This window comes from Campylobacter sp. MIT 21-1684, assembly GCF_026241315.1.
Taxonomy (GTDB): domain Bacteria; phylum Campylobacterota; class Campylobacteria; order Campylobacterales; family Campylobacteraceae; genus Campylobacter_D.
The window spans coordinates 43,019-67,410 of record NZ_JAPHNA010000003.1; the positions used below are offsets into that span (position 1 = coordinate 43,019).

Here is a 24,392-nt window from a genome sequence, read left to right on the forward strand (position 1 = left end):
TATGAGTAATGAAAAATTAGACCAAATTTTACAAAAGCAACAAGCTCAAATAGCCGGTCCTGATACAGAACATAAAGAAGACGATGTTATTCAATTAGTAGGTTTTGTTGTCGGTGATGAGGAATATGCTATTCCTATTCTTAATATACAAGAGATTATAAAACCTATAGAATATACAAGAGTTCCTAGTGTTCCTGATTATGTTTTAGGTGTTTTTAATATGCGAGGCAATGTTATGCCTTTAATTGATTTAGCCCAACGTTTTCATTTAGGCAGTTCTAAAATGACTGCCCAGACCCGTTACATCGTCCTTCGTGGAGAAACTAAAGGAAGTGGTGTAGGTTGCAACGCAGGTTTTGTTATAGACAGATTAACAGAAGCTATTAAAATTCATAGAAACAGAATTGATCCACCACCTGAAACTTTAATCAAAGATAAAGGAATGATCTACGGCATAGGAAAACGTGATGATAATATTCTTACTATATTGAAAGTTGAAGCTTTACTCAAACGTGAATTTTGATGATAAAACTTTGCATTTTTGATTTTGATTCTACTCTAATGAATGGTGAAACCATAGATTTTTTAGCTGCTGCTTATGGAGTAGGAGAAAAATCAGCCTCTATTACAACAAGGGCAATGAATGGTGAGCTTGATTTTTTTGAAAGTCTTTGTGAAAGAGTAAGTTTATTGAAAGGAATGTCTTACACACAAGTACTTCAAATAGGCAAAGAACTTCCTTTGATGAATGGAGCTTATGAACTTGTGGAATTTTTACATTCTAAAAATATTCTTATTGTTATCTTCAGTGGAGGATTTCACGAAGGGATAGATCCTGCTATGGAAAAACTTGGGATTAAGCTAGGTTTTGCAAATTATTTACACAATAAAAACAACGCTGTAAGCGGCCTTGTTGGCGGAGAAATGATGTTTTTATCTTCTAAGGGTTTAATGCTTCAAAGATTAAAGAATTTTTTGAAAATAAAAACAGAAGAAGTAATGTGCGTAGGAGATGGAGCAAATGATATATCAATGTTTAAGGAAAGTGGGCTTAAAATCGCTTTTTGTGCAAAAGAAATTCTCAAAGCTAATGCAAGCTACTGTGTAGAAAAAAAAGATTTGAAAGAATTAATAGAATTTATAAAATGAAAAAATTTTCTCTTTGGTGTGATTTCATTGAAAGCGGTTTCTTAGAAAATGATTTCGCACAACTGCTCACTCAAGGCATCAACGGTGCTACTTCAAATCCAACTATTTTTAAAAATGTTATTGTCAATTCACCTTTTTATAAACAAAAAATTAGAAAATTAAAAGGAAAGAAAGCGAAAGAAATTTATGAAAATTTAGCTCTTGCTGATATACAAAAAGCAGCTGATAAACTTGCACCGAATTTCTTTTGTAATAATGATGGTTTTATTAGTATAGAAATTGACCCACGTTTTTCTGAAAATACCAGCTTGAGTCTTGGCGAGGCTAAAAGACTTTTTACGAGTGTGGGCAGAGATAATGTTATGATAAAAATTCCAGCAACAAAGGCTTCTTATGAAGTGATGTTTGAATTAATGAAAATTGGTATAAATGTCAATGCGACTTTGGTTTTTTCTTTAGAACAAAGTCAAAAATGCCTTGAAGCTTTAAATGCCGGTTTAAAATATTTTCGCAAGATGAATCAAGTTTGCAACTTTAGAACACCAAAAGCTGTTATTAGTATATTTGTGAGCCGTTTTGACAGACTTTTAAATGAAAAAGCTCTTGAAAAAAATCGTATAGGTGTGCTTAATGCAAACTTAGCTTACAATAATATAATAAGCAACGATGAACCAAATATACGCGCTTTATTTGCAAGTACTGGAGTTAAAGGTGATGATTTGCCAAAAGAATATTATATCAAAGAACTTCTTTTTGAAAATGCCATTAATACAGCACCACTTGATGCTCTCTTTGCCTTTAAATCTGATTATGAACTGAAAAAGCCTTTAATGAATTTTGAAATTTACACCCAGCTTAATAAAATTATTAATCAAAATGAAAGGGAAAAAGCTTATAATATACTTTTAAATGAAGGTTTGGAGCAATTTTGTTTTGCGTTTGATGAACTTTTAAAAGAAGTTTATAACTACTCAAAACATTAAATTCTGTTTTTGAAGGATTTTTATGTTAAGCGCCTCTCATTTAAAAGGTCTGATTTTTGTCGGTGTCATTACTTTAGTTAGTTTCTATTTAAGCACTCTTTCTTTATCGAAACAATTCCATATATCTGCACTTATTATAGGAATTGTATTTGGAGCCATTTTATCTTCATTCTATCATAAAAATCAAAAAAAATTTGAAAAAGGTGTTGTTTTTAGTAGTAAAAAACTCCTTCGATTTGGCATTATTTTATACGGCTGTAACATTTCGCTTCTTGATATACAAAAAGTTGGATTTATAGGAATAATTTTAAGCGTCCTTGTAGTTTTCATAGTGCTGTGCATAGGAATTTATTTCGGAACACAATGGCTTAAAATGGATAAAAAACTTGCTATTTTAATTAGTGGAGGTAGTGCCATTTGTGGTGCGGCAGCAGTATTAGCCCTAGAAAGTGCTATCAAAGCAAAACAAGAAAAAAGCGTTATAGCTGTTAGCAGTGTAGTTGTTTTTGGTTTCATTGCTATGCTGCTATACCCATTGCTCTATCTTCTCAATTTTATCCCTTTAACACCTATACAAGAAGGCATTTATTTAGGACTTAGTTTACACGAAGTAGCAAATGTCGTTGCAGCAGCCAATGCAATTAGCCAAGATTGTGCAAATTTCGCACTCATTATAAAAATGGTACGAGTACTTTTACTTGTACCTGTACTTTTACTTGTACCACTTTTTTTAAGCAAAACTGACAAAGAATCTCAAACAAAACTACATATACCTTGGTTTGCTTTATGGTTTTTAGCAATGATTATTCTCAATTCACTATTTCATTTGCCAAATGAACTCATAGAATTATTGAAATTGCTTTGCATACTTTCTTTAACTGCGGCAATGGTTGCTTTAGGTTTAACAATTCACATTAAAGCTTTCGCTCAATTCGGAAAAGAAGCTTTTTTACTTGCATTATTTCTCTTTATTGTACTTTCATTTGGAGTTTTTTTTCTTGTCTTTACTGCTACGAATTTGAATTTGATTTAGATTTGACTTCAACTGCAAGTTCGATATTTTGAATTTACATTATTTAATCTTGAAAGAATATTTGAAATTTCTTCTTCATTTTTAATTACAGAACCCTATTTATTTACCTTTGCTACTAATCAGTTTCAAAGATTTTAACGAATTTTTCTACGTCTTAATCTTGAGAGTTTGTAGATAACAGAAGACCGCCCTTCAAAAAATTCTTCATCAAGGATAATGCCTTTATTTTTATCTATTATTTTCTTTGCCCAAGCTTCATCAAATTTTTTTCCGTGTGCATTTGCAGAACTTGAGTAAAACCACCCATTTTCAAGTAAAAATTGTCTGTGTTTGCCTTCGTGAACAACTCTTAAGGTTTTACCATTTGGATAAATAAAACTTGTTTTTTTAGCTTTTCTGACTAAATTTTTGTATTTATTTGGTATGTGAGTAAAATTTTGAAGCTCACACAACCGTGCTATAGTGATTATACAAGGTTTATTTAAAGCTCTGTTTTTAATACGGTTTAAAAGCTCCTTGTTTTTACTTAAAAATCCTGCTGTTGTATCTGTTTGTGCTAGATAAATATAAGAATTTTTAACATCCATTCTTTTTCCTTTTTTTAAACTTTATAATAGCATATACTTTCAGAAAGCAAAAGAATTACAAAAAACATTATGTTTTATAATCATTTAGAGCTGTTTGCAATTGTCTCAAATTTAATAAATATAGATACACGATATAATACAACAATTTTTATTTTTCAAAAAAGCTTTCAGTTTATTTCTCTATTGAAATTAAACTTTGTGTATAATAAAATTCAATACAATAAAAACAATCATTTGTTTAAAAACAGAAAATCTTAATGAGAGAGATTTTAACAAAAGAAAACATTACTATTAAAGGCTTTACAATGAAGATACTACAAAAAGGCGACAAAGCACCAGAATTTGAGCTTTTAGATCAAGACGGTATAGCAGTATCGTTAAAAAATTTTATCGGAAAAAAAGTTATTATCTATTTTTATCCTAAAGATGACACTCCAGGTTGCACCACAGAAGCTTGTGATTTTAGCGGTTTATATAAAAACTTTTTAGAAAAAAATACTGTGATTATAGGTATTAGCCCTGACAGTACTATAAGTCATAAAAACTTTGCAAAAAAATTTAATCTGTCTCATATACTCTTAAGCGATACAAATAAAGAAGTAGCTAAAGCTTATGGAGTCTGGGGGTTAAAGAAAAATTATGGAAAAGAATATGAAGGAATTATTCGTTCAACTTTTATACTCGATGAAAAAGGCACAATAGTCCAAATTTATAGCAATGTGCGAGTAAAAGAACACGCTATAAAAGTACTTGGGAATTTATAGTGCTTGTTCATATTTGTTGTAGCGTTGATTCTCACTATTTTATACAAGAATTAAGACTTGCATATCCAAAAGAAAAAATTATAGCTTATTTTTACGACCCTAATATTCATCCTTACAGTGAATATGAGTTACGATTTTTAGATGTTAAACGTAGCTGCGAAAAACTTGGTATAAAACTTTACAAAGGTAAATACGAATATGAAAAATGGCTTAATGCTGTAAAAGGATTTGAAAATGAACCTGAAAAAGGAGCAAGGTGTGAAATTTGTTTTGACGTCCGTATGCAAGATTCTGTGAAATTCGCAAAAAAGATGAAAGAAACAAAACTCACAACAACTCTTCTAACAAGTCCAAAAAAAGACTTAAAACAACTCCAAAAAGCCTTACAAAAAGAATGTGATCCGTTTGGCATTGAATTTATTGCTCCTGATTTTCGTAAAAATGGCGGGACACAAAAACAATTTGCTTTAGCAAAAAAGGAAATGCTGTACCATCAGGACTATTGTGGATGCCTTTATGGACTTAAAAAACAAAAAGAAAATAAAAATCTTATTGATGAGTTGCTCTCACCTATTAATGCTCAGATTCTTCCTGCTAGCATAGAAGAAAGGATAGCTCTCTATAAAAAAGTGTGCGACTTGGAAAAAAAGAAAAATACTTTTGAAATCGTAAGAGAAAAATTCCTCAACTACCGACTTTTAAGCGGCTTAGTGCAAAGAGATAAAAAGGCTGTAAAAAGTGCTATTTTATTTTACTCTCATTTTAAAAACTCTTATACAAAATTCACTTTAAATGGAGACATCAAAGGTTTGTATAAAAGCACAAAAGATGAGATATGTTTTTTGGATTTTGAGTATTTTAACGCTCTTTGCAAACACAAATTTCAAGATTTTGAAGAAATTTTTACACGACCTTTGAAAATCAAACAAGAAATCAAACTAAGGCAAAAACTTTTTGGTCCGTATAATCTCTCTCCTATTATTATACTAGAACGCATTAATGGCGGTAAGTATGAGATAAAAGCAAAAAGTGAAATTTATTTTGATGTAAAAGAAAAGATTGTAGTACGAAAAACTTAAAAATTTCTGCAAAAATTTGTTTTATTAATGGAAATTTAAATGATTTTTTATATAATAAAATTCTCAATTCTTAAAATAAAAAGGTCTTTTAAAAAGAATGATAGACACGATGCAAATCCAGATGGTTTTACCGCACCGATATCCTTTTTTACTTGTCGATAGAATTACCGAACTCAAAAAAGGCGAATGTGTTAAAGGATATAAAAATATTAGTATAAATGAACAAATATTTATAGGGCATTTCCCACAACATCCAATTTATCCGGGCGTACTTATCTTAGAAGGAATGGCACAGACAGGTGGCGTTTTAGCTTTTGAAAGCATGGAAAACAAAACTGATCCAAAAAATAAAGTGGTTTATTTTACAGGTATAGACGGAGCAAAATTTAGAAATCCTGTACGCCCCGGTGATAGACTTGATTATGAAATGCAAGTAATGAAAAATCGCGGGAGTATGTGGATTTTTAAAGGTAAAGCCTTTGTAGATGGAAATTTAGTCGCTGAGGCTGAGCTAAAAGCTATGATAGTGGATAAATAATGAGACAAGTACACCCAAGTGCTGTTGTTGAAGATGGGGCTGTTTTAGGCGATGATGTTGTCATAGAAGCATATGCCTATGTGAGTAAAGAAGCTAAAATAGGCAATAAAGTTGTTATTAAACAAGGTGCTAGGATACTTTCAGATACTACTATTGGAGATTTTTCTCGGGTATTTTCTTATGCTATTGTAGGCGATATACCTCAAGACATTTCCTATAAAGACGAACAGAAAACAGGTGTAATAATAGGAAAAAATGCTACTATTAGAGAATTTGTTACAATCAATTCAGGTACAACAAAAGGCGATGGTTTTACTCGCATTGGCGATAATGCTTTCATTATGGCTTACTCGCATATAGCTCACGATTGCCTCTTAGGCGATAATGTAATTTTAGCTAATAATGCTACTTTAGGTGGGCATATAGAACTAGGGTCATATGTCGTTATCGGGGGTCTTACCCCTGTTCACCAATTTGTCAAAATTGGGGAGTATTCGATGATAGCAGGAGGTTCTGCGCTTTCGCAAGACATAGTACCTTTTTGCCTAGCAGAAGGTAACAGAGCTAGTATTAGAAGTTTAAATTTGGTAGGAATTCGTCGCCATTTTGATAAAGAACAAGTAGAAATTTTAACTAAGGCTTATAGAATGCTATTTAGACAAGGGGATTTAAAAGAAAACGCAAAAATCTTGCTTCAAAATGAAAGCAATGAAAATGTTCGCAAAATGTGTCATTTCATACTAGAAACCAAACGCGGAATCCCTGTGTATAGAGGAAAAAATAATGGCTAGAAAATGCAGTTTTTGTGCTGAAAATGAAAATACAGGAAGAAGAATTTTAGCAAATGAACACGATGATGCTTTCATTTGCGAGTACTGTGTTGAAGGAGCATATGGTATTATTTTTGGTGAAGAAAAAGCTTTCAAAAAACCTCAACATCAAGAACATATAGACTTTAAAACTCTCACTCCAAAAAAACTCAAAGCCTATTTAGACAAATATATTATAGGGCAAGAAAAGGCAAAAAAAATTTTTAGTGTAGGCGTTTATAATCATTATAAACGTTTATTTCGTAGCGATTTAGAAAATGATGACACTGAACTTTCTAAATCAAATATTCTCCTAGTAGGTCCCACAGGGAGTGGAAAAACTCTACTTGCTCAAACTTTAGCAAAATTTTTAGACCTTCCTTTAGCTATTTGTGATGCAACTTCACTTACAGAAGCTGGATATGTGGGTGAGGATGTCGAAAATATCCTTACTAGACTTTTACAAGCAGCAGATGGTGATATAGAAAAGGCACAAAAAGGTATAGTTTTTATTGATGAAATTGACAAAATCGCTAGAATGAGCGAAAATCGTTCAATCACTCGGGATGTGAGTGGCGAAGGAGTACAACAAGCTTTGCTTAAAATTATAGAAGGAAGTGTAGTGAACATACCACCAAAAGGTGGAAGAAAACATCCAAATCAAGACTTTATCCAAATTGATACTTCAAATATTCTATTCGTTTGCGGTGGAGCATTTGATGGACTCGAAACCATACTTAAACGCAAAATTGGCGATAAAATTGTAGGCTTTTTTGATGAGAAAAATGAAAACACTGAAAAAAAACTCTTAGAAAATATAGAACCTGATGACTTGATACATTTTGGTTTAATCCCAGAACTCATAGGACGTTTGCATATCATCGCTTGTTTAAACGAACTTGATGAAAAGGATATGGTAAGAATATTAAGCGAACCAAAAAATGCTATTATCAAGCAGTATCAAAAACTTTTCGCTATCGATGGAGTCAATTTACAATTTGAAAAAGAATCTTTACAGGCAATCGCTCAACTAGCTTTAGAAAGAAAAACAGGAGCGAGAGGATTAAGGAGTATTATCGAAGAAATAATGATTGATTTGATGTTTGAACTGCCCGAATATAAGGATTATGATATTATCATTACAAAAGAAGTAGTTTGCGAGGGTGCCAAAGCCTTGCTTGTAAAAAGAAAAATCAGTTAAATTGAAGGATATAAAATGATATTAGACCAGCTTATAGGATTTTTTTCAAGTGACATGGGAATAGATCTAGGCACTGCAAACACTTTAGTTTTAGTGAAAGATAAAGGAATAGTTATTAACGAGCCCTCAGTTGTAGCAGTAGAACGAGAAAGATATGGAAGTAAAGCTAAAATACTCGCTGTAGGCAAAGAAGCAAAAGAAATGGTAGGAAAAACTCCGGGTAATATTGAAGCCATTCGTCCTATGAAAGATGGTGTTATAGCTGATTTTGATATGACTGAAAAAATGATTCGCTATTTTATAGAAAAAACACATCGTAGAAAAAGTTTTTTGCGACCAAGAATCATCATCTCTGTCCCTTATGGTCTTACTCAAGTGGAAAGAAAAGCTGTGAAAGAAAGTGCTTTGAGTGCTGGAGCTAGAGAGGTTTTTTTAATAGAAGAACCTATGGCAGCAGCTATTGGAGCAAATTTACCTATACAAGAGCCTAAAGGAAATTTAGTCGTAGATATTGGTGGTGGAACAACTGAGATCGGAGTCATCTCTTTAGGTGGTTTAGTTATTTCTAAATCCATACGTACAGCTGGAGATAAACTTGATATGAGTATTATAAATTATGTTAAAGAAAAATACAATCTTGTTATCGGTGAGCGAACCGCAGAAGAAATTAAAATTGCAATAGGTTCAGCCATACAACTTCCAAAAGAACTTTCTATAATTGTAAAAGGAAGAGATCAGGTTAGCGGATTGCTTAGCCGAATAGAACTTACAAGCGAAGATGTAAGAGAAGCAATGAGAGAGTATTTAAAAGAAGTGGCAGATGCCTTAAAAATGGTACTTGAAATGATGCCACCTGATTTAGCTTCAGATATTGTTGAAAATGGTGTTGTTTTAACAGGAGGCGGTGCTTTAATTCGAGGACTTGATAAATATCTTTCCGAAGTTGTACGTTTACCTGTTTATGTTTCTGATGAACCGCTTCTTGCTGTTGCAAAAGGAACAGGCAAAGCTTTAGAGGAGATTATATTATTGCAACAGCTTACAAATGAATAAAATCCATTATATTCTTATTCTAGTCTTTTTAGTCTTGATTTCATTTTATTATGGAGGATTTATTAAAAAAAATGTTCTTTCTGTAAATAATTTCATCATAGAAAATATTTATGAAGCAAAAGATTATATCGCAAATGCAATCTCTAAACATTTTAATCAAGCTAAACAAATTAGCCTCTTAAAAAAAAGGAATGAGGAATTAGAACGTACAAGCATCTTAGCTACAACCTTTGCCAATGAACTTAACAGACTACTAGAAGATAAGAATTCCACTCAATATTTTCCGCACATTTCTTTAGTAAAAACCATTTCTTATGTACAGATTAATGACTATAAAAAACTTTGGCTTAATTTGTTTGAAAGTAAATCTGCTAAAATTAAAGGCTTGATCTATAATGGATACACAGCAGGTATTGCTATCAACAAAGATGGAAGAGCTATGGCTCTTTTACAAGGCGATGAGAAATGTATTTTCTCTGTTTATATAGGAAAAAATAAATCCCCGGGACTCATACAAGGAAAAAATGGAATGGTTGTTGTTCGTTATATCCCAAAATGGGCAGAAGTAGATATTAATGATGAAATTCTAACAAGCGGTCTTGATAATATTTTTTTTCCGGGAATACCCGTAGGTATAGTAAGCAAAATCAACAATGAGGACATGTATAAAAGCGTTGAAGTAAAACCGTATGCCGAATTAAACACACCTTCATATTTATACATAGTTGATAAATTTTAAAACAAAATTTTAGATATTTGTGCTTCTAATACATTACTATATAAGTTTTACAATATGTAATTTCGTTACAAATCAACACTTAAACTTTTAAAAAATAATTTTCCATATTCCGTTTTTTCATCAAGAAAAATACAACTTTGTTGGAGACTAAGATTTTGATTTAAACATTCTAGTAAAAGCTCCATTATCATAACCGATTCTTTTGGGTTAATATGAATTGGACAGTGTTTTGCATTGGTATAATAATGATGAATTTTTTTGACAAGAGTTGCATTTTTGATCTCCACAAGCATCATTTCTAAAGGTACTTTAAAAAACAAAGAATTATTCTTTATATTTATAGAAAGATAAAACATATCCCAACCATAAATTTTTTTATCATAAGAATCAAAAAAATATAAGTTTTTATTAAGATTATCTTTAAAAATTTGTATCATTAAGTCTAAAATTGCTTGTTTCTGCTCTCTTGTGTAAAAATTACCCAAAGGAGAAAAACAGAATTCAAGTAAAGATTTTATAGAATACCACTCACTTGCCATAAAAGAGTAATTTCTCATTTTTTCACCTCTTTTTATACGGTAGAATCGAGCTTCATCATTATCAAAATTATGATACACAGAAGGAGCTATAAAATCTCTATAAGCAGGATTTGGAAAAGCAGGATGTAAAATAAGGGATCCTTCGCTTTCATTTTCAAAGATATATTTTAAACCTTCAGCATATCCTTCGCTAATAATGCGAATTTCATCATTTTTAATTTTATGTAGCATTGAGTAAAATTCATCTTTTTCACTCTCCCAAATTTCCAAAGGATAACGAAAAAATTCACAAATTCTCTTTTTACTTTCAAAATCAAGCTCTTTTTCTTCTCTATCATCAAGCCATTTTGTAACTGTTCTTCTATCTTTTTGAAGTATATTTGCAAATTTGCTCATACTCAAATCTGATTTTTTAAAAATTTCAAGCAATCTTTCTTTTGAATTAAACATAATTTTATCCCAAATCCTCCAAATGTTACATTATGTAATAATTAATTGCAATAAACTTGTTTATTTTAAGAAAATTCTAGCAAATATTTTTGACAAACAACTAAAAATTGCTAAAAAATTGTTCAAAAATATTTTTATTCGTTTTGAAACAATACAAAATGTTATAAAACATAACCTTTTCTTTTTTTTGCAAAACTCTTATAATGTTTCCTATATCATCATTGAAAGGAAGTTTTATGAGTGGGATTTACAATGAAATTTATCAAAAATCTTTAACAACTCCTGAAGATTTTTGGGCACAAGCTGCCACAAAAGTGCATTGGTATAATGAATGGGATAGAGTGCTTGATGATAGCGATGGACATTATAAATGGTTCGTTGGTGGATGTATGAACACTTGTTATAACGCGCTCGATTTACATATTCACAATGGAAGAGGAGAACAGTTAGCTTTAATCTATGACTCTCCTGTAACAGATACAAAGAAAAAATATACCTACAAACAGCTCAGAGATAGGGTTGCCAAAGTCGCTGGAATCTTGTCTAATAAAGGAGTGGTAAAAGGCGATAGAGTTGTTATTTATATGCCGATGATTCCTGAAGCTGTTATAGCAATGTTAGCTTGTGCAAGGCTTGGGGCAATTCATAGCGTTGTGTTTGGCGGTTTTGCAGCACACGAACTTGCTACAAGAATAGAAGATGCAAAACCGCGTCTTGTTATCAGTGCAAGTTGTGGCATAGAAGTAAGCAACATTATAGAATATAAACCTATTTTAGATGAGGCTATTAAAAAATCGAGCCATAAACCAAGTACTTGTCTTATTTGGCAAAGACCGCAATATAAAGCAAATATGCTTCCTTGGCGTGATGTTGATTGGGAGAGTGAAGAAGAAAAAGCTATACCCGTAGATCCAGTGCCTGTTTTAGCTACTGATCCTCTTTACATTCTTTACACTTCTGGAACAACAGGCTCACCAAAAGGAGTGATTCGCTCAAATGGAGGTCATTCAGTGGCTATGAAATGGTCTATGGATAATATCTATAATGCAAAAGCCGGTGATGTTTTTTTTACTGCTTCTGATGTAGGTTGGGTTGTAGGACATTCTTACATAGTGTATGGTCCCTTGATGAATGGTTGTACGACTATTGTTTATGAAGGTAAACCTGTAAGAACACCAAATCCATCAGCTTTTTGGAGAATTATCAGTGAGTATAAAGTAAATGTACTTTTTTCCGCTCCTACAGCTTTTAGGGCTATCAAAAGAGAGGATCCTAAAGCAGAATGGATAAAAAAATTTAATCTTGAAAGTCTAAGAACTATTTTTGTAGCTGGAGAAAGATGTGATAGCGATACACTCAAATGGATAGAAAGAATCACAAAAAAACCTGTCATAGATAATTGGTGGCAAACTGAAACAGGTTGGGCAATAGCAGCTAATCCTGTAGGACTTGAACTCTTGCCTATAAAAGCTGGAAGCCCTACAAAAGCAATGCCCGGATTTAATCTTAAAGTATTAGATGAAAATGGAAAAGAGCTTCCTTCTGGAAAAAAAGGAGCCTTGTGCTTAAAACTTCCTTTACCTCCAGCGTGTTTAATGGGAATTTGGGAAAATGATGAAAGATACCGTAGAGGCTATCTTGATCAATTTCCGGGCTATTATTTAACAGGTGATACCGGTTACATTGACAAAGATGGTTATGTGTATGTTTTGGGCAGAATGGATGGAATTATCAATGTTGCAGGACACAGACTCTCAACCGGTGAAATAGAGGAAATAATTGCCAAACATCCCGATGTAGCAGAATGTGCTGTCATTGGAGTTAATGACGAGTTAAAAGGCGAACTTCCTATGGGTTTTATAGTTTTAAAAAGCGGAATAGAAAGAGATCATAGAGGCATTATTGATGGGGTAGTTTCTTTAGTGCGACACGAAATAGGTGCTGTCGCAGCTTTTAAAATAGCAACTGTTGTTGAAGCTTTACCAAAAACAAGAAGTGGAAAAATCCTAAGAAAAAACTTACGAGAAATTGCAGATGGACTTCCTTTAAATGTTCCTGCAACCATTGAAGATATAAAAGTTTTAGAAAATTGTAAAAAAGCTATTAATGCCTTAGGGTATCCAAAACAAGGAGGAAGTCAGTGAGTGCGGGAAAAAGATTTAGACAAATTTTAAAAGAAAATTCTCCTTTGATAATAGTTGGAGCTGTCAATGCCTATTCAGCTCTACAAGCAACAAAATTGGGACATAAAGCCTTGTATCTTTCAGGAAGCGGAGTTGCAAGTACAAGTTATGGACTTCCTGATCTTGGTATAGTTGGCTTAGAAGATGTTTGCATTGATGTACGACGCATTAGCTCACGAGTTGATACCCCTCTTTTAGTTGATGCAGATACAGGGTTTGGAGGTGCTTTTAACATAGCAAGAACAATTAAAGAGCTTATACGTGCAGGAGCAGCTGCTGTTCATATAGAGGATCAAGTAGCACAAAAAAGATGCGGACACAGACCCAATAAAGAACTTGTAAGCATAAATGAAATGTGCGACAGAATAAAAGCGGCTATGGATGCAAAAATTGACAATGATTTTATTGTGATGGCTCGTACCGATGCTCACGCCATAGAAGGACAACAAAAAGCTATTGAAAGGGCTTTAGCTTATGTTGAATCAGGGGCTGAAATGATTTTTGCAGAAGCGATACACACTTTAGAAGAATACTCACAATTTACAAAACTTATCAAAGTACCTGTATTGGCAAATATTACAGAATTTGGAAAGACGCCGTACTTTACAACACAAGAATTAAAAGATTCAGGCATTTCAATGGTACTATACCCGCTCTCAGCTAACAGGGCAATGAACAAAGCTGCTGCTTTAGTCTATGAAAGCATACTTAAAAAAGGGCATCAAAAAGAAGTGTTAGATCTTATGCAAACAAGAGAAGAGCTTTATGAAATGCTGGATTATTACAAATTCGAAAATAAACTTGATGAACTTTTTAAAAAAGAGGAAAAAAAATGAGTGAAAATCAAACAAAGAAAAAAACAGGTGGTTTAGCAGGAGTCGTAGCTGGAGAAAGTGCAATTTGTACTTGTGGATTGGGAAATGGGCTAAATTATTATGGATACAGTATCGAAGATCTAGCACAAAATTGCGAATTTGAAGAAGTAGCATATTTACTTCAATTTCAAGAACTTCCAAACACGGCAGCCTTACAAGAATACAAGAAAAAAATTCAAGCACAAAGGAATTTAAACGATGAACTTAAAGCTGTATTAAGAGCTTTACCAAAACAAGCCCATCCTATGAATGTAATGCAAACAGCCGTAGCAGCTTTAGGAAGTTTAGAACCTGAAAAAGAAGATTGTACTAATCAAGATGAAAAAATTATTAGACTTTTAGGAATTTTACCTTCTGTGCTTTGCTATTGGCATCACTATACAAATAATAAGAAAGAGATTGATTTTTCTTCAAAACAAGAAAGCATAGCAGGCTATTTCTTAGAAAAACTCCTTGAACGACAACCTCAAGAAGATTTCATTAAAGCTATGCAATGTTCATTGATTCTATATGCAGAACACGAATTTAATGCTTCAACTTTTACAGCACGAATCTGTGCTTCAACAAAAAGTGATATTTTTAGCTCCATAGCAGCAGCCATTGGTGCGTTAAGAGGACCTTTACACGGAGGAGCAAACGAAGCAGCGATGCATTTGATAGAAAGTTTTTCAAGCGTTGAAGATGCTATCAAAGGAGTTAATGCTAAGCTTGAAAATAAAGAGCTTTTAATGGGTTTTGGGCATAGAATTTATGGGCTTGGAGGAGATCCTAGAAATGCTTTGATTAAGGTATGGAGTAAGCGCTTAGGAGAAAATACTTTAATCTTTCGAGTAAGCGAAGCAATAGAAAATTTGATGAAAGAAAAAAGACCATCATTACCACCAAATGCGGATTTTTATAGTGCTTCAGCCTATCATTTTATGGGAATAAAAACAGATTATTTCACTCCCATTTTTATAATGAGTAGGGTAAGTGGGTGGAGTGCTCACATAAAAGAGCAAAGAGCAAACAACAAACTCATACGCCCAAACAGTCAATACATAGGGCCAAAGCCTAGAAAATTTGTAAAAATAAATGAAAGATAAGGAGAAAAGATGAGCGATATGGGGACACTTGATGCGAAAAGACCTGACTTTGATGAACTTTTAACAAAAATAGCAAAATATGTAGATGAATACGAAATTACTAGCGACTTAGCCCTTGAAACTGCAAGGTATTGTTTAATGGATACCATAGGTTGTGGGCTTTTAGCACTAAAATATCCTGCTTGCACAAAGCTTTTAGGTCCTAGCGTTGCTGGAGCTGAATTTAGACCTTTGGGAGCTAAAATTCCGGGCACTTCTTATCAACTTGAACCTGTGCGCGGGGCTTTCAATGTTGGTACTATGGTAAGATGGCTTGATTTTAACGACACTTGGCTTGCAGCTGAATGGGGACATCCTAGTGATAATTTAGGAGCAATTTGGGCTGTGGCTGATTATATGAGTCGCAAAAATATTAGTGAAGGTAAAGAGCCTTTAAAAGTTAGTTGTGTTTTAAAGGCTATGATAAAAGCTCACGAAATTCAAGGAATTTTAGCTTTAGAAAATTGCTTTAATAAAGTTGGAATGGATCACGTTTTACTTGTCCGCATAGCTTCAAGTGCACTCGCTGCAAAACTTTTAACCTGCTCTTTTGAAGAAATTAGAAATGCACTCTCTCACGCTTTTATAGATGGTGGAGCTTTAAGAACTTATCGCCACGCTCCAAATACAGGCTCAAGAAAAAGTTGGGCTGCTGGAGATGCTTCAAGCAGAGGAGTGGATTTAGCTTTAAAAGCAAAAACAGGAGAAATGGGATACCCTTCCGCTTTAAGTGCTACATTTTGGGGCTATGAAGATGTAAAAATGAAAGGGCAAAAACTTACTATACCGCAAGAATTTGGCTCTTATGTAATGGAAAATGTACTCTTTAAAATTTCTTTTCCTGCCGAATTTCACGCCCAAACAGCTGTTGAAGCTGCTTTAAAACTTCATAATGAAGTAAAAGATCGCTTAGAGACAATAGAAAAAATCATCATAACAACACAAGAATCAGGACATAGGATAATAAACAAAATAGGCCAGTTAGCAAATCCAGCAGACAGAGATCACTGCATACAATATATGGTGGCTGTGCCTTTGATTTTTGGGCGTTTGGTGGCTGATGATTATGAAGATAATGTAGCAAAAGATGAGAGAATAGACAAACTTCGCGAAAAAATGGTTGTAGAAGTTGATGAAAGATATACAAAAGAATATCTCCAAAGCGATAAAAGAAGTATAGCAAATGCTGTGCAGATCTTTTATAAAGACGGATCAAAGAGCGAAAAGATCGAAGTAGAATACCCGATAGGACACAAAAGAAGACGAGATGAGGGCATTCCTTTACTCATTGAAAAATTTAAAAACAATCTTGCAACAAGATTTGATGTGAAACGGTGTGCTCTCATTGAGGAACTTTGTGCAAATCAAAAAAATTTAGAAAACACCAATTTTAATGAATTTAGCGATTTATTTGCTCTCTAAATTGTATGAAAGGAAAGCTATTATGTATGAAAATGCTGACACAATAAACGACAAGGAACTTGCTTTTAAAGAATTTGAAATTTTTACACGTTTTAAAATGCGCTTCTGTTTGTTTTTAACTGCTGTTATTTTAGGTGCTTATTTTTCTTTTTTAATTCTTGTTGGATTCTTTCCTGAATTTTTAAGCATTAGAATTGGAGATTCGGCTATCACGTTAGGGATAGTTTTTGGTGTATGCTCCATTTTGCTTGGAGTGCTTGGAACTGGAATTTATAGTTTTGTTGTAAATTATTTCTTAGACAGCAAGCAAGAAGAACTTCTTGCAAGAATGACTAAGCAGAATTTATAAGGGTAAAAAATGAAAACATTTATTTTTTTGATTTTAAATAGCATAGCTTTTGCTGCAGCTTTTGACTCAGAAGGAGAAATTACAAAAAGCTCTTTTAATTTTACTGCGGTTTTAATGTTTGCACTTTTTGTTGTAGCTACTCTTGTTATCACTTATTATTGCAGTAAAAAAACAAATTCTACCGAAAGTTTTTTTACAGCTGGCGGTGGAATTTCAGGATTTCACAATGGTTTAGCTATTAGCGGAGATTATATGAGTGCAGCAGCGTTTTTAGGATTAACAGCTCTCATTTTTTCTTATGGTTTTGATGCACTTATTTATCCTGTTGGCTGGACTATTGCTTGGCCTGTAATTTTATTTTTAATCGCAGAAAGATTTAGAAATTTAGGAAAATTTACTTTTGCAGATGTTATTGCTTTGCGTTTGGCTGAAAAACCTATACGAATTGTTGCGGCTTTAAGTACCTTGTGCATAGTAATTTTGTATTTGATTGCTCAAATGGTCGGTGCTGGACAACTCATACAAACCTTATTTGGTTTGCCCTATTCTCTTGCTGTTATCTTAGTGGGACTTTTAATGATGGCTTATGTGATCTTTGGAGGAATGCACGCTACTACTTGGGTACAAATCATCAAAGCCTCGCTCTTACTCGGAGGCACAAGTTTTATGGCACTGCTTATACTATACATTTCAAATTTTGATTTAAAATATTATTTTGATTTAGCTATTGCAAACCATCCAAAAGGTGAAGCCATAATGAAAGCTGGGGTATTTTTTAAAGATCCTATTGCGACTTTATCCTTAGGACTTGCAGTTACTTTTGGAACAGCTGGTTTGCCTCATATTCTTATGAGATTTTTCACGGTATCAAATGCAAAAGAGGCAAGAAAGTCAGCTTTTTGGGCTACCTGTTTTATAGCATATTTTTTCTTGTTGATGTTTATTTTAGGTTTTGGGGCTATAGCCTTTGTTCTAGGTGATGCACGTTATATCGATTCTAGTGGTAATTTTAATGGCGCTTCAAATATGGTCGTCATTATCTTAGCCCAAATTCTAGGTGGTAACATTTTACTTGGCTTCATCTCTGCTGTTGCTTTTGCAACAATTTTAGCTGTAGTTTCTGGACTTTGCATTAGTGGAGCTGGGGCAATAGCACACGATTTATACACTCAAACTTTTAAAAACGGAAAAGCCGAAAGCAAAAGTCAAATGAAAGTAAGCAAGATAGCAACAATTATTTTAGGAATACTCTCCATACTTTTAGGCTTTGTTTTTGAAAATCAAAATGTAGCTTTTATGGTAGGTCTTATTTTCGGTATAGCAGGGAGTGTGAATTTTCCTATTATTTTACTCTGTATTTACTGGAAAGGTTTGACCACAAGAGGAGTGTTTTTAGGTGGCTTATTAGGACTTGTAGCTGTTGTTTGTTTTGTTATCTTAAGCCCTTCTATGTGGGTGAAAACCTTTGGTTTTGAAAAAGCTCTTTTTCCTTATGATCACCCTGCCATCTTTTCAATCCCTCTTACTTTCTTTTTATTATGGTTCTTTTCAATCACGGATAAAAGTGAAAGAAGTTTTATTGACAGAAAGAATTTTAAAGACTTTGATTTTAGAGCAAAAACAGGTATAGGAGCAAACAACGCCTTAACACACTAAGTCTTTTAAGACTTAGTGTTTTGGTTGATTTGAAAGTGAATTTCGTGGAAAAAAATTGCCATTATAATTAAAAATACCGCCGATAATTTGCAAGATACTTATATGTTGAGCAAGAAACACAAAGGTAAAAAAGATGTTTTACAACAAATTCTTTTTTGCTTTTAGCATTATAAAACCCTGTTTCTAAATAATACTCATAATCTGGATTCTGTCCTTTAACACCTAAAAAATTGTGATGTTTTATAGTATAAGAATTCTGTATTTCGTAAAAGTTTGAAAAATCAAATACCCGCAAAATTTTCCTAAAAAATCATTCAACTTTCTACATAAAACCCTATGAGCTACTTCGTGTAAAAGAAGTAACTAAGGCTCTTTGTCGTGAAGCTATGAAAAAATTGCAAAAAGATGAAAAAAGATATTTTTCAAACACAAAGAGAGTACAATAATCATAAAAATTTGCATAAAATCCAAAAAACAGCCGTAATTGCGTGATAATTGTCAAGTTTTTAAAATTTTTAAATCCTGTATGATTTTTTTCAAAAAACATTTCACTTCCTTCAAGGCAAACATTGCTCCGTTATATACAACTTTTATTTAAAGTTCTCTTTTAATATTCTAATTTTTGAGTTTTCAAGTTTTAAAAAACTAAGCTTTGTTATAATTACATAAACTTAGCTTAGGAATATTTATGCCAAAAAGAACAGATATACATACAATTTTACTTCTAGGAAGCGGTCCTATTGTCATAGGACAAGCTTGTGAATTTGATTATTCAGGTACTCAAGCGGTCAAAACCTTAAAAGAACTCGGCTACCGTGTCGTACTTGTTAATTCAAATCCAGCTACTATTATGACAGATCCCGAATTTGCAGACGCCACATACATAGAACCTATCACAAAAGAAAGCGTTTTAGCCATTATTAAAAAAGAACAAGTTGATGCTATTTTACCAACTATGGGCGGTCAAGTGGCACTAAATGTAGCTATGGAAGTTTATGAAAGTGGGCTTTTACAGGGGGTAGAATTTCTTGGTGCCAAACCAGAAGCCATTAAAAAAGGTGAAGACAGACAGCTTTTTAAAGAAAGTATGAAAAAGATAGGAATGGATTTACCAAAATCAATGTATGCCTATACTTATGATGAAGCTTTGCAAGCAACTTCTAAAATAGGTTTTCCTTTGATGATACGCGCCTCTTATACTTTAGGCGGGGCTGGAAGTGGCGTTGCTTATAATATGGATGAATTTAAAGAACTTGCAAACACAGCCTTAACTCTTAGCCCGATACACGAAATTTTGATTGAAGAAAGTCTGCTTGGCTGGAAAGAATATGAAATGGAGGTTATTAGAGATAACAAAGACAATTGTATCATTGTTTGTTCTATTGAAAATATTGATCCTATGGGAATTCATACAGGAGATAGCATTACAATAGCTCCTGCCCTAACACTTACAGACAAAGAATATCAAGTAATGAGAAATGCCTCGTTTGCAATTTTAAGAGAAATTGGCGTGGATACAGGTGGTTCAAATGTACAATTTGCTGTAAATCCGAAAAACGGAAGAATGATAGTGATTGAAATGAATCCTCGTGTTTCACGTTCAAGTGCGCTTGCAAGTAAAGCAACCGGGTATCCTATTGCGAAAGTTGCCACTTTACTTGCTGTTGGATTTCGTCTTGATGAAATTACTAATGACATTACCGGAACTCCTGCTTCTTTTGAGCCGGTAGTTGATTATATTGTTACAAAAATTCCTCGATGGACCTTTGAAAAATTTCCGGGTGCTGACTCCTCACTTACAACAGCAATGAAAAGTGTGGGTGAAGTGATGGCAATAGGACGCACATTTAAAGAAAGTTTGCAAAAAGCCCTTTGTTCTTTAGAGAGAAATTACAGTGGTTTTAACACACTTAGCTTCAAAGATACTAATGAACTCATTTTTCATATACGAAATGCAAATGAAAAAAGACTATTGTATATAGCACAGGCTTTTAGAGAAGGTTTTAAAGTAGATGAATTGTATGAACTTTGCAAAATTGACACTTGGTTTTTACATCAAATTAAAGAACTTATAATGTTTGAAGACAAAATCGGTATGGACATTTTAAATGATAAAATTTTGCTAAGAAAAGCAAAAACAATGGGGTATTCGGATAAAATGATAGCCTATTTAGTCAATAAAAAAGATAATTTAGAACTCTCGCAAAATGACATTTACTATGCAAGATTGAAACACAATATCATAGCAGAATTTAGTGAGGTTGATACTTGTGCTGGAGAATTTAAAGCACTTACGCCTTATTTGTACTCAAGTATTAATACTTCTGAACTCACTCAAAGCAAAACAGAACCGAAAAAGAAAAAAGAAAAAAAAGTAATGATTATAGGTGGTGGACCTAATCGTATAGGACAAGGTATAGAATTTGATTATGCTTGTGTACATGCTTGTTTCGCACTCAAAGATTTAGGATTAAAAACGATAATGTATAATTGTAACCCCGAAACAGTTTCAACAGATTATGATACAAGCGATATGCTTTATTTTGAACCTATTGATTTTGAACATTTAAAAGCTGTGATAGAAAAAGAAAAACCCGATGGACTTATTGTACATTTTGGAGGACAAACTCCGCTAAAATTTGCAAAAAGACTTAGTGCTTTTGGAGCAAAGATTATAGGAACAGATGCAAGAGTTATAGATAGGGCTGAAGACAGAAAAAAATTTAGTGAATTTATTAATAAGCTTGGAATTTCTCAGCCAAAAAATGCTACAGCTAAAAGCGTAGAAGAAGCTGTACTTGAAGCAAGCAAGATTTCTTATCCTGTGCTTGTACGTCCTAGCTATGTTTTAGGAGGAAGAGCAATGCGAGTAGTACATAATGAAAATGAATTAAGGCTTTATATGCAAGAAGCAGTTGAGGTAAGCGAAAAAAGCCCTGTTTTAATCGATGAATTCTTAGATAATGCCACAGAACTTGATGTTGATGCAATTAGCGATGGAAAAGAAATTTATATAGGGGCAATTATGGAACATATAGAAGAGGCTGGCGTGCATTCTGGTGATAGTGCTTGTACTTTACCTCCTATAAACATAGATGAAAAAACTTTAGACTTAATCGAACAAAAAACAAAAGAAATTGCCATAAATCTTGGAGTAGTAGGACTTTTAAATATACAATATGCTTTACACAATGGAGAACTTTTTATCTTAGAAGTCAATCCAAGAGCAAGCAGAACCGTGCCTTTTGTTAGCAAAGCAACAGGAATTCCACTTGCAAAAGTTGCTACCCGAGTAATGTGGCAGGGTAAATTAAAAGAAGCTTTAGAATTTTACGATTCGTTTGGAGTAGTAGAAGAAAAAAATGGAATTTTAAAACCAAAAAAATTAAAGCATATTAGTGTGAAAGAAGCGGTTTTTCCTTTTACCAAACTGAATGGAAGTGATTTAGAGCTTGGTCCTGAAATGCGTTCAACCGGTGAGGTTATGGGCATAAGTGAAGATTTTTCAACCTCCTATGCTAAAAGCCAAATGGCAGCTTTTAATATCTTACCTGAAAGCGGAAAAATTTTCATCTCTTTAAAAGAAAAAGATAAAAAATATGCCAAAACAATAGCAGATGAATACTCAAAACTTGGCTTTGAATTTATAGCTACAACAGGCACTTGCAAGGCCATACAAGAAGCAGGTTATGAATGTGAGCTTGTGTGCAAGATTTCAGAAGGCCGTCCAAATATCGAAGATAAACTTAAAAATGGCGAGATAAATTTAGTCATCAATACTAGCGATGAAAAAAGTTTTAAAGATGACACGAAAAAAATACGGGCTAGCATTTTACGCTTTAATATTCCGTATTTCACTAATTTAAGGGCTTCTTTTGCCGCAGTTAAAGCCTTAAGAGCGGTACGTTCCAAAAGCCACTTAGAGGTAAAAAGTTTGCAGGAGTGGTTAAGTGAAGTATGAATTGTTTAATAAAAAATTGCATTCTAAAATTTTTGGCGATGATTTGCAGTATGAAATTGTGCTCAATGTGTTAAAAAATCCTAAACGATATACAGGACTTTTTAGAATTACAAATACTAAAACAAAACTCATTCAAAATCTCACTCAAAGTTGTGAGATTAAATTTGGCGATTTTATTCAGGAAATTTTAACCGCTTATATCCAAGAAATGGGTTATGAAAATTTAGATAAAAATATAGGCGTTGATGAAAACTCTAATCGTTTAAATGCCAATCAAATTTTTACTAGGGATGATAACCTTATAGAGCAAAAGATTAGAGATGATCACGACAGCACAAAAAAACGGGATCAATATGCAAATTTAATTAAAAAAATTAAAGCTCTAAAACAAAACTTTCTAAACAAAAGAATTAAATTGTATGTGGTTTAGCGATGATAGCCTAAAGAAAAATAAAAACTATTACACAGAACAAATCTCTAATAATACGGATAATGAAGTTGCAATTTCACTTTTTTATGGCAAAGAATTGTTTGAAATTTTATTTTCTAGGATGGATATTTGGGACGAGATTATTTCTCATTTACAAACAAATAAAAACCAAAGAAGTGCTGAAATTCTTAGTGTGCCAGATTTTGATGCGAGTGATGAAATAAAATCAGCTCTTTTAAAAATAAAAAGACAAGAACCAAAACTCATCAGAAGTTTACTTTCAAACAAAGCTGACTTTATAGATTTAAGAAACGAACTTTTTCCCACAGGCAAAAATTTAAAAGGACTTTAAAATGAAAAAAGATGTAATTTTACAAGGAGATTGTGTAGAACTTCTTAAAACTTTAACTGATAAAAGCATAGATGTAATCTTTGCTGACCCGCCTTATTTTATGCAAACACAAGGAGAGCTTTTACGTGCAAGTGGAGAAAAATTTAGCGGAGTGGAAGATGAGTGGGATCAATTTGATTCTTTAGAACATTATGATACATTTTGCACCGCTTGGCTTAAGGAGTGTCAAAGAGTGCTTAAAGATAATGGAACTATCTGGGTTATAGGCTCTTTTCAAAATATCTTTAGAATAGGCTATATAATGCAGAATTTGGGCTTTTGGATACTTAATGATATAATTTGGTCAAAGCCAAACCCTGTGCCAAATTTTAGAGGCTCAAGATTTTGCAACGCCCACGAAACACTCATTTGGTGTGCAAAAAATAAAAATTCAAAATACACTTTTAACTATAAAACAATGAAATTTTTAAATGAAAACAAGCAGGAAAAATCCGTGTGGAACATAGGAATTTGCATAGGAAATGAGCGTTTAAAAGGAAGGGATGGAAAAAAGATTCATTCTGCTCAAAAACCAGAAGCCTTACTTGAAAAAATCATACTTTCAAGCTCAAAAAAAGGCGATATCGTGCTTGATCCATTTTTTGGTACAGGCACAACCGGAGCAATCGCAAAGAAATTTAAAAGACACTACATAGGTATAGAACAAAATGAAACATATATCAAAATATCTGAAAGCAGAATCAGACAGATTAGCAGTATTGAAAATGATATAAGCACAGGAAAGCTTGAAACAAAACCTCCAAAAGTAAGTTTAAAAGCACTCCAAGATGTAAAATTATTGCCTCAAAAAGCAAAATTATACGATAAAAACAAAAACTATATATGCTTGTTACTTGATGATGAAAAAGTGAGCGATGGTGAGGAAACATTAAGTATTCATCAAATGGCAGCAAAACACTTGGGCAAAGAAAATTATAATGGCTGGCAATTTTTTTACATTTATCATAATGATTCTTTCATCAGTTTAAATAATTTAAGATATGAGTATCAAAAATATCCACACTAGTCAAAATAGAGTTACTACAAACCTAGAATATACCTTTTGGCACCATTGAA

General features: G+C 33.0%; 23 protein-coding genes and 1 pseudogene. 20 read left to right on the plus strand and 4 right to left on the minus strand.

Annotation, left to right across the window (positions count from 1 at the left end):
- Position 1: 1 nt before the first annotated feature.
- Genes OQH62_RS01910 through OQH62_RS01925 form a run of 4 tightly spaced genes read left to right on the plus strand, consistent with a single transcriptional unit; the run spans position 2 to position 3,165 of the window.
- Positions 2–523 carry a chemotaxis protein CheW gene (locus tag OQH62_RS01910; protein ID WP_266013088.1) on the plus strand — a complete coding sequence of 174 codons (522 nt, stop codon included), beginning with the start codon at positions 2–4 and terminating at the stop codon, positions 521–523.
- Positions 523–1,149, plus strand: a complete 627-nt coding sequence (serB, locus tag OQH62_RS01915) for a phosphoserine phosphatase SerB (RefSeq protein ID WP_266013091.1) — start codon at positions 523–525, stop codon at positions 1,147–1,149. Before OQH62_RS01910 ends, serB begins: the two co-directional genes overlap by 1 nt.
- A complete protein-coding gene (locus OQH62_RS01920) occupies positions 1,146–2,132 on the plus strand; it encodes a transaldolase (protein ID WP_266013093.1) in 987 nt (328 codons plus the stop codon). Before serB ends, OQH62_RS01920 begins: the two co-directional genes overlap by 4 nt.
- A 22-nt stretch (positions 2,133–2,154) precedes the next feature.
- Positions 2,155–3,165, plus strand: a complete 1,011-nt coding sequence (locus OQH62_RS01925) for a YeiH family protein (protein WP_266013095.1) — start codon at positions 2,155–2,157, stop codon at positions 3,163–3,165.
- Positions 3,166–3,299: 134 nt separating this feature from the next.
- On the opposite strand, the gene OQH62_RS01930 is transcribed toward OQH62_RS01925, so the two are convergent.
- Complete coding sequence (locus tag OQH62_RS01930) at positions 3,300–3,752, minus strand: Sua5 YciO YrdC YwlC family protein (RefSeq protein ID WP_266013097.1); 453 nt, start codon at positions 3,750–3,752, stop codon at positions 3,300–3,302.
- Positions 3,753–4,057: 305 nt separating this feature from the next.
- Between OQH62_RS01930 and bcp the strand changes: the two genes are divergently transcribed.
- The 7 genes from bcp (at position 4,058) to mreC (ending at position 9,935) form a co-directional block, all read left to right on the plus strand.
- Positions 4,058–4,516 carry a thioredoxin-dependent thiol peroxidase gene (gene bcp / locus OQH62_RS01935; protein WP_266013099.1) on the plus strand — a complete coding sequence of 153 codons (459 nt, stop codon included), beginning with the start codon at positions 4,058–4,060 and terminating at the stop codon, positions 4,514–4,516.
- Positions 4,516–5,595, plus strand: a complete 1,080-nt coding sequence (locus OQH62_RS01940) for an epoxyqueuosine reductase QueH (RefSeq protein WP_266013101.1) — start codon at positions 4,516–4,518, stop codon at positions 5,593–5,595. Before bcp ends, OQH62_RS01940 begins: the two co-directional genes overlap by 1 nt.
- A 97-nt stretch (positions 5,596–5,692) precedes the next feature.
- The gene (fabZ, locus tag OQH62_RS01945) at positions 5,693–6,133 is read left to right on the plus strand and encodes a 3-hydroxyacyl-ACP dehydratase FabZ (RefSeq protein WP_266013103.1); all 441 of its coding nucleotides are present in this window, start codon (positions 5,693–5,695) and stop codon (positions 6,131–6,133) included.
- Positions 6,133–6,924, plus strand: a complete 792-nt coding sequence (lpxA, locus tag OQH62_RS01950) for an acyl-ACP--UDP-N-acetylglucosamine O-acyltransferase (protein WP_266013105.1) — start codon at positions 6,133–6,135, stop codon at positions 6,922–6,924. The genes fabZ and lpxA overlap by 1 nt, the downstream gene beginning before the upstream one ends.
- Complete coding sequence (gene clpX / locus OQH62_RS01955) at positions 6,917–8,143, plus strand: ATP-dependent Clp protease ATP-binding subunit ClpX (RefSeq protein WP_266013107.1); 1,227 nt, start codon at positions 6,917–6,919, stop codon at positions 8,141–8,143. Before lpxA ends, clpX begins: the two co-directional genes overlap by 8 nt.
- A 15-nt stretch (positions 8,144–8,158) precedes the next feature.
- The gene (locus OQH62_RS01960) at positions 8,159–9,196 is read left to right on the plus strand and encodes a rod shape-determining protein (protein WP_266013109.1); all 1,038 of its coding nucleotides are present in this window, start codon (positions 8,159–8,161) and stop codon (positions 9,194–9,196) included.
- Positions 9,189–9,935 (plus strand): rod shape-determining protein MreC, encoded by a 747-nt coding sequence (mreC, locus tag OQH62_RS01965; protein WP_266013111.1) that lies wholly within the window; start codon positions 9,189–9,191, stop codon positions 9,933–9,935. Before OQH62_RS01960 ends, mreC begins: the two co-directional genes overlap by 8 nt.
- A 65-nt stretch (positions 9,936–10,000) precedes the next feature.
- On the opposite strand, the gene OQH62_RS01970 is transcribed toward mreC, so the two are convergent.
- Positions 10,001–10,924 carry a hypothetical protein gene (locus OQH62_RS01970; protein ID WP_266013113.1) on the minus strand — a complete coding sequence of 308 codons (924 nt, stop codon included), beginning with the start codon at positions 10,922–10,924 and terminating at the stop codon, positions 10,001–10,003.
- Between the two features lie 236 nt (positions 10,925–11,160).
- On the opposite strand from OQH62_RS01970, the gene OQH62_RS01975 reads away from it, so the two are divergent.
- From OQH62_RS01975 to actP, 6 genes are read left to right on the plus strand one after another with little or no spacing between them, the layout of a single operon-like run.
- Positions 11,161–13,068 carry a propionyl-CoA synthetase gene (locus OQH62_RS01975; protein ID WP_266013115.1) on the plus strand — a complete coding sequence of 636 codons (1,908 nt, stop codon included), beginning with the start codon at positions 11,161–11,163 and terminating at the stop codon, positions 13,066–13,068.
- Positions 13,065–13,943: a methylisocitrate lyase gene (prpB, locus tag OQH62_RS01980; RefSeq protein WP_266013117.1), complete on the plus strand. Its 879-nt coding sequence runs from the start codon at positions 13,065–13,067 to the stop codon at positions 13,941–13,943. The genes OQH62_RS01975 and prpB overlap by 4 nt, the downstream gene beginning before the upstream one ends.
- A complete protein-coding gene (locus OQH62_RS01985) occupies positions 13,940–15,067 on the plus strand; it encodes a citrate/2-methylcitrate synthase (protein ID WP_266013119.1) in 1,128 nt (375 codons plus the stop codon). The genes prpB and OQH62_RS01985 overlap by 4 nt, the downstream gene beginning before the upstream one ends.
- A 9-nt stretch (positions 15,068–15,076) precedes the next feature.
- Positions 15,077–16,528, plus strand: coding sequence for a 2-methylcitrate dehydratase (gene prpD / locus OQH62_RS01990; protein ID WP_266013122.1), 1,452 nt, complete (start codon positions 15,077–15,079; stop codon positions 16,526–16,528).
- Positions 16,529–16,550: 22 nt separating this feature from the next.
- A complete protein-coding gene (locus OQH62_RS01995) occupies positions 16,551–16,877 on the plus strand; it encodes a DUF485 domain-containing protein (RefSeq protein ID WP_266013125.1) in 327 nt (108 codons plus the stop codon).
- Between the two features lie 9 nt (positions 16,878–16,886).
- The gene (gene actP / locus OQH62_RS02000; RefSeq protein WP_266013127.1) at positions 16,887–18,533 is read left to right on the plus strand and encodes a cation/acetate symporter ActP; all 1,647 of its coding nucleotides are present in this window, start codon (positions 16,887–16,889) and stop codon (positions 18,531–18,533) included.
- Positions 18,534–18,600: 67 nt separating this feature from the next.
- Here actP and OQH62_RS02005 read toward each other — a convergent pair whose 3' ends face one another.
- Positions 18,601–18,828, minus strand: coding sequence for a hypothetical protein (locus tag OQH62_RS02005; protein ID WP_266013129.1), 228 nt, complete (start codon positions 18,826–18,828; stop codon positions 18,601–18,603).
- Positions 18,829–18,867: 39 nt separating this feature from the next.
- Entirely contained in the window at positions 18,868–19,080 is a 213-nt protein-coding gene (locus OQH62_RS02010; RefSeq protein ID WP_266013131.1) for a hypothetical protein, read from the minus strand.
- 141 nt (positions 19,081–19,221) lie between these two features.
- Here OQH62_RS02010 and carB point away from each other — a divergent pair, with 141 nt between their 5' ends.
- From carB to OQH62_RS02030, 3 genes and pseudogenes are all read left to right on the plus strand, one after another.
- The gene (gene carB, locus OQH62_RS02015; protein WP_266013133.1) at positions 19,222–22,494 is read left to right on the plus strand and encodes a carbamoyl-phosphate synthase large subunit; all 3,273 of its coding nucleotides are present in this window, start codon (positions 19,222–19,224) and stop codon (positions 22,492–22,494) included.
- Positions 22,484–23,276, plus strand: a pseudogene (locus tag OQH62_RS08785) (HpyAIV family type II restriction enzyme). The gene carB and the pseudogene OQH62_RS08785 overlap by 11 nt, the downstream one beginning before the upstream one ends.
- A gap of 1 nt (position 23,277) precedes the next feature.
- Positions 23,278–24,342: a DNA-methyltransferase gene (locus OQH62_RS02030; RefSeq protein ID WP_266013139.1), complete on the plus strand. Its 1,065-nt coding sequence runs from the start codon at positions 23,278–23,280 to the stop codon at positions 24,340–24,342.
- The last annotated feature ends 50 nt before the right edge of the window (positions 24,343–24,392 follow it).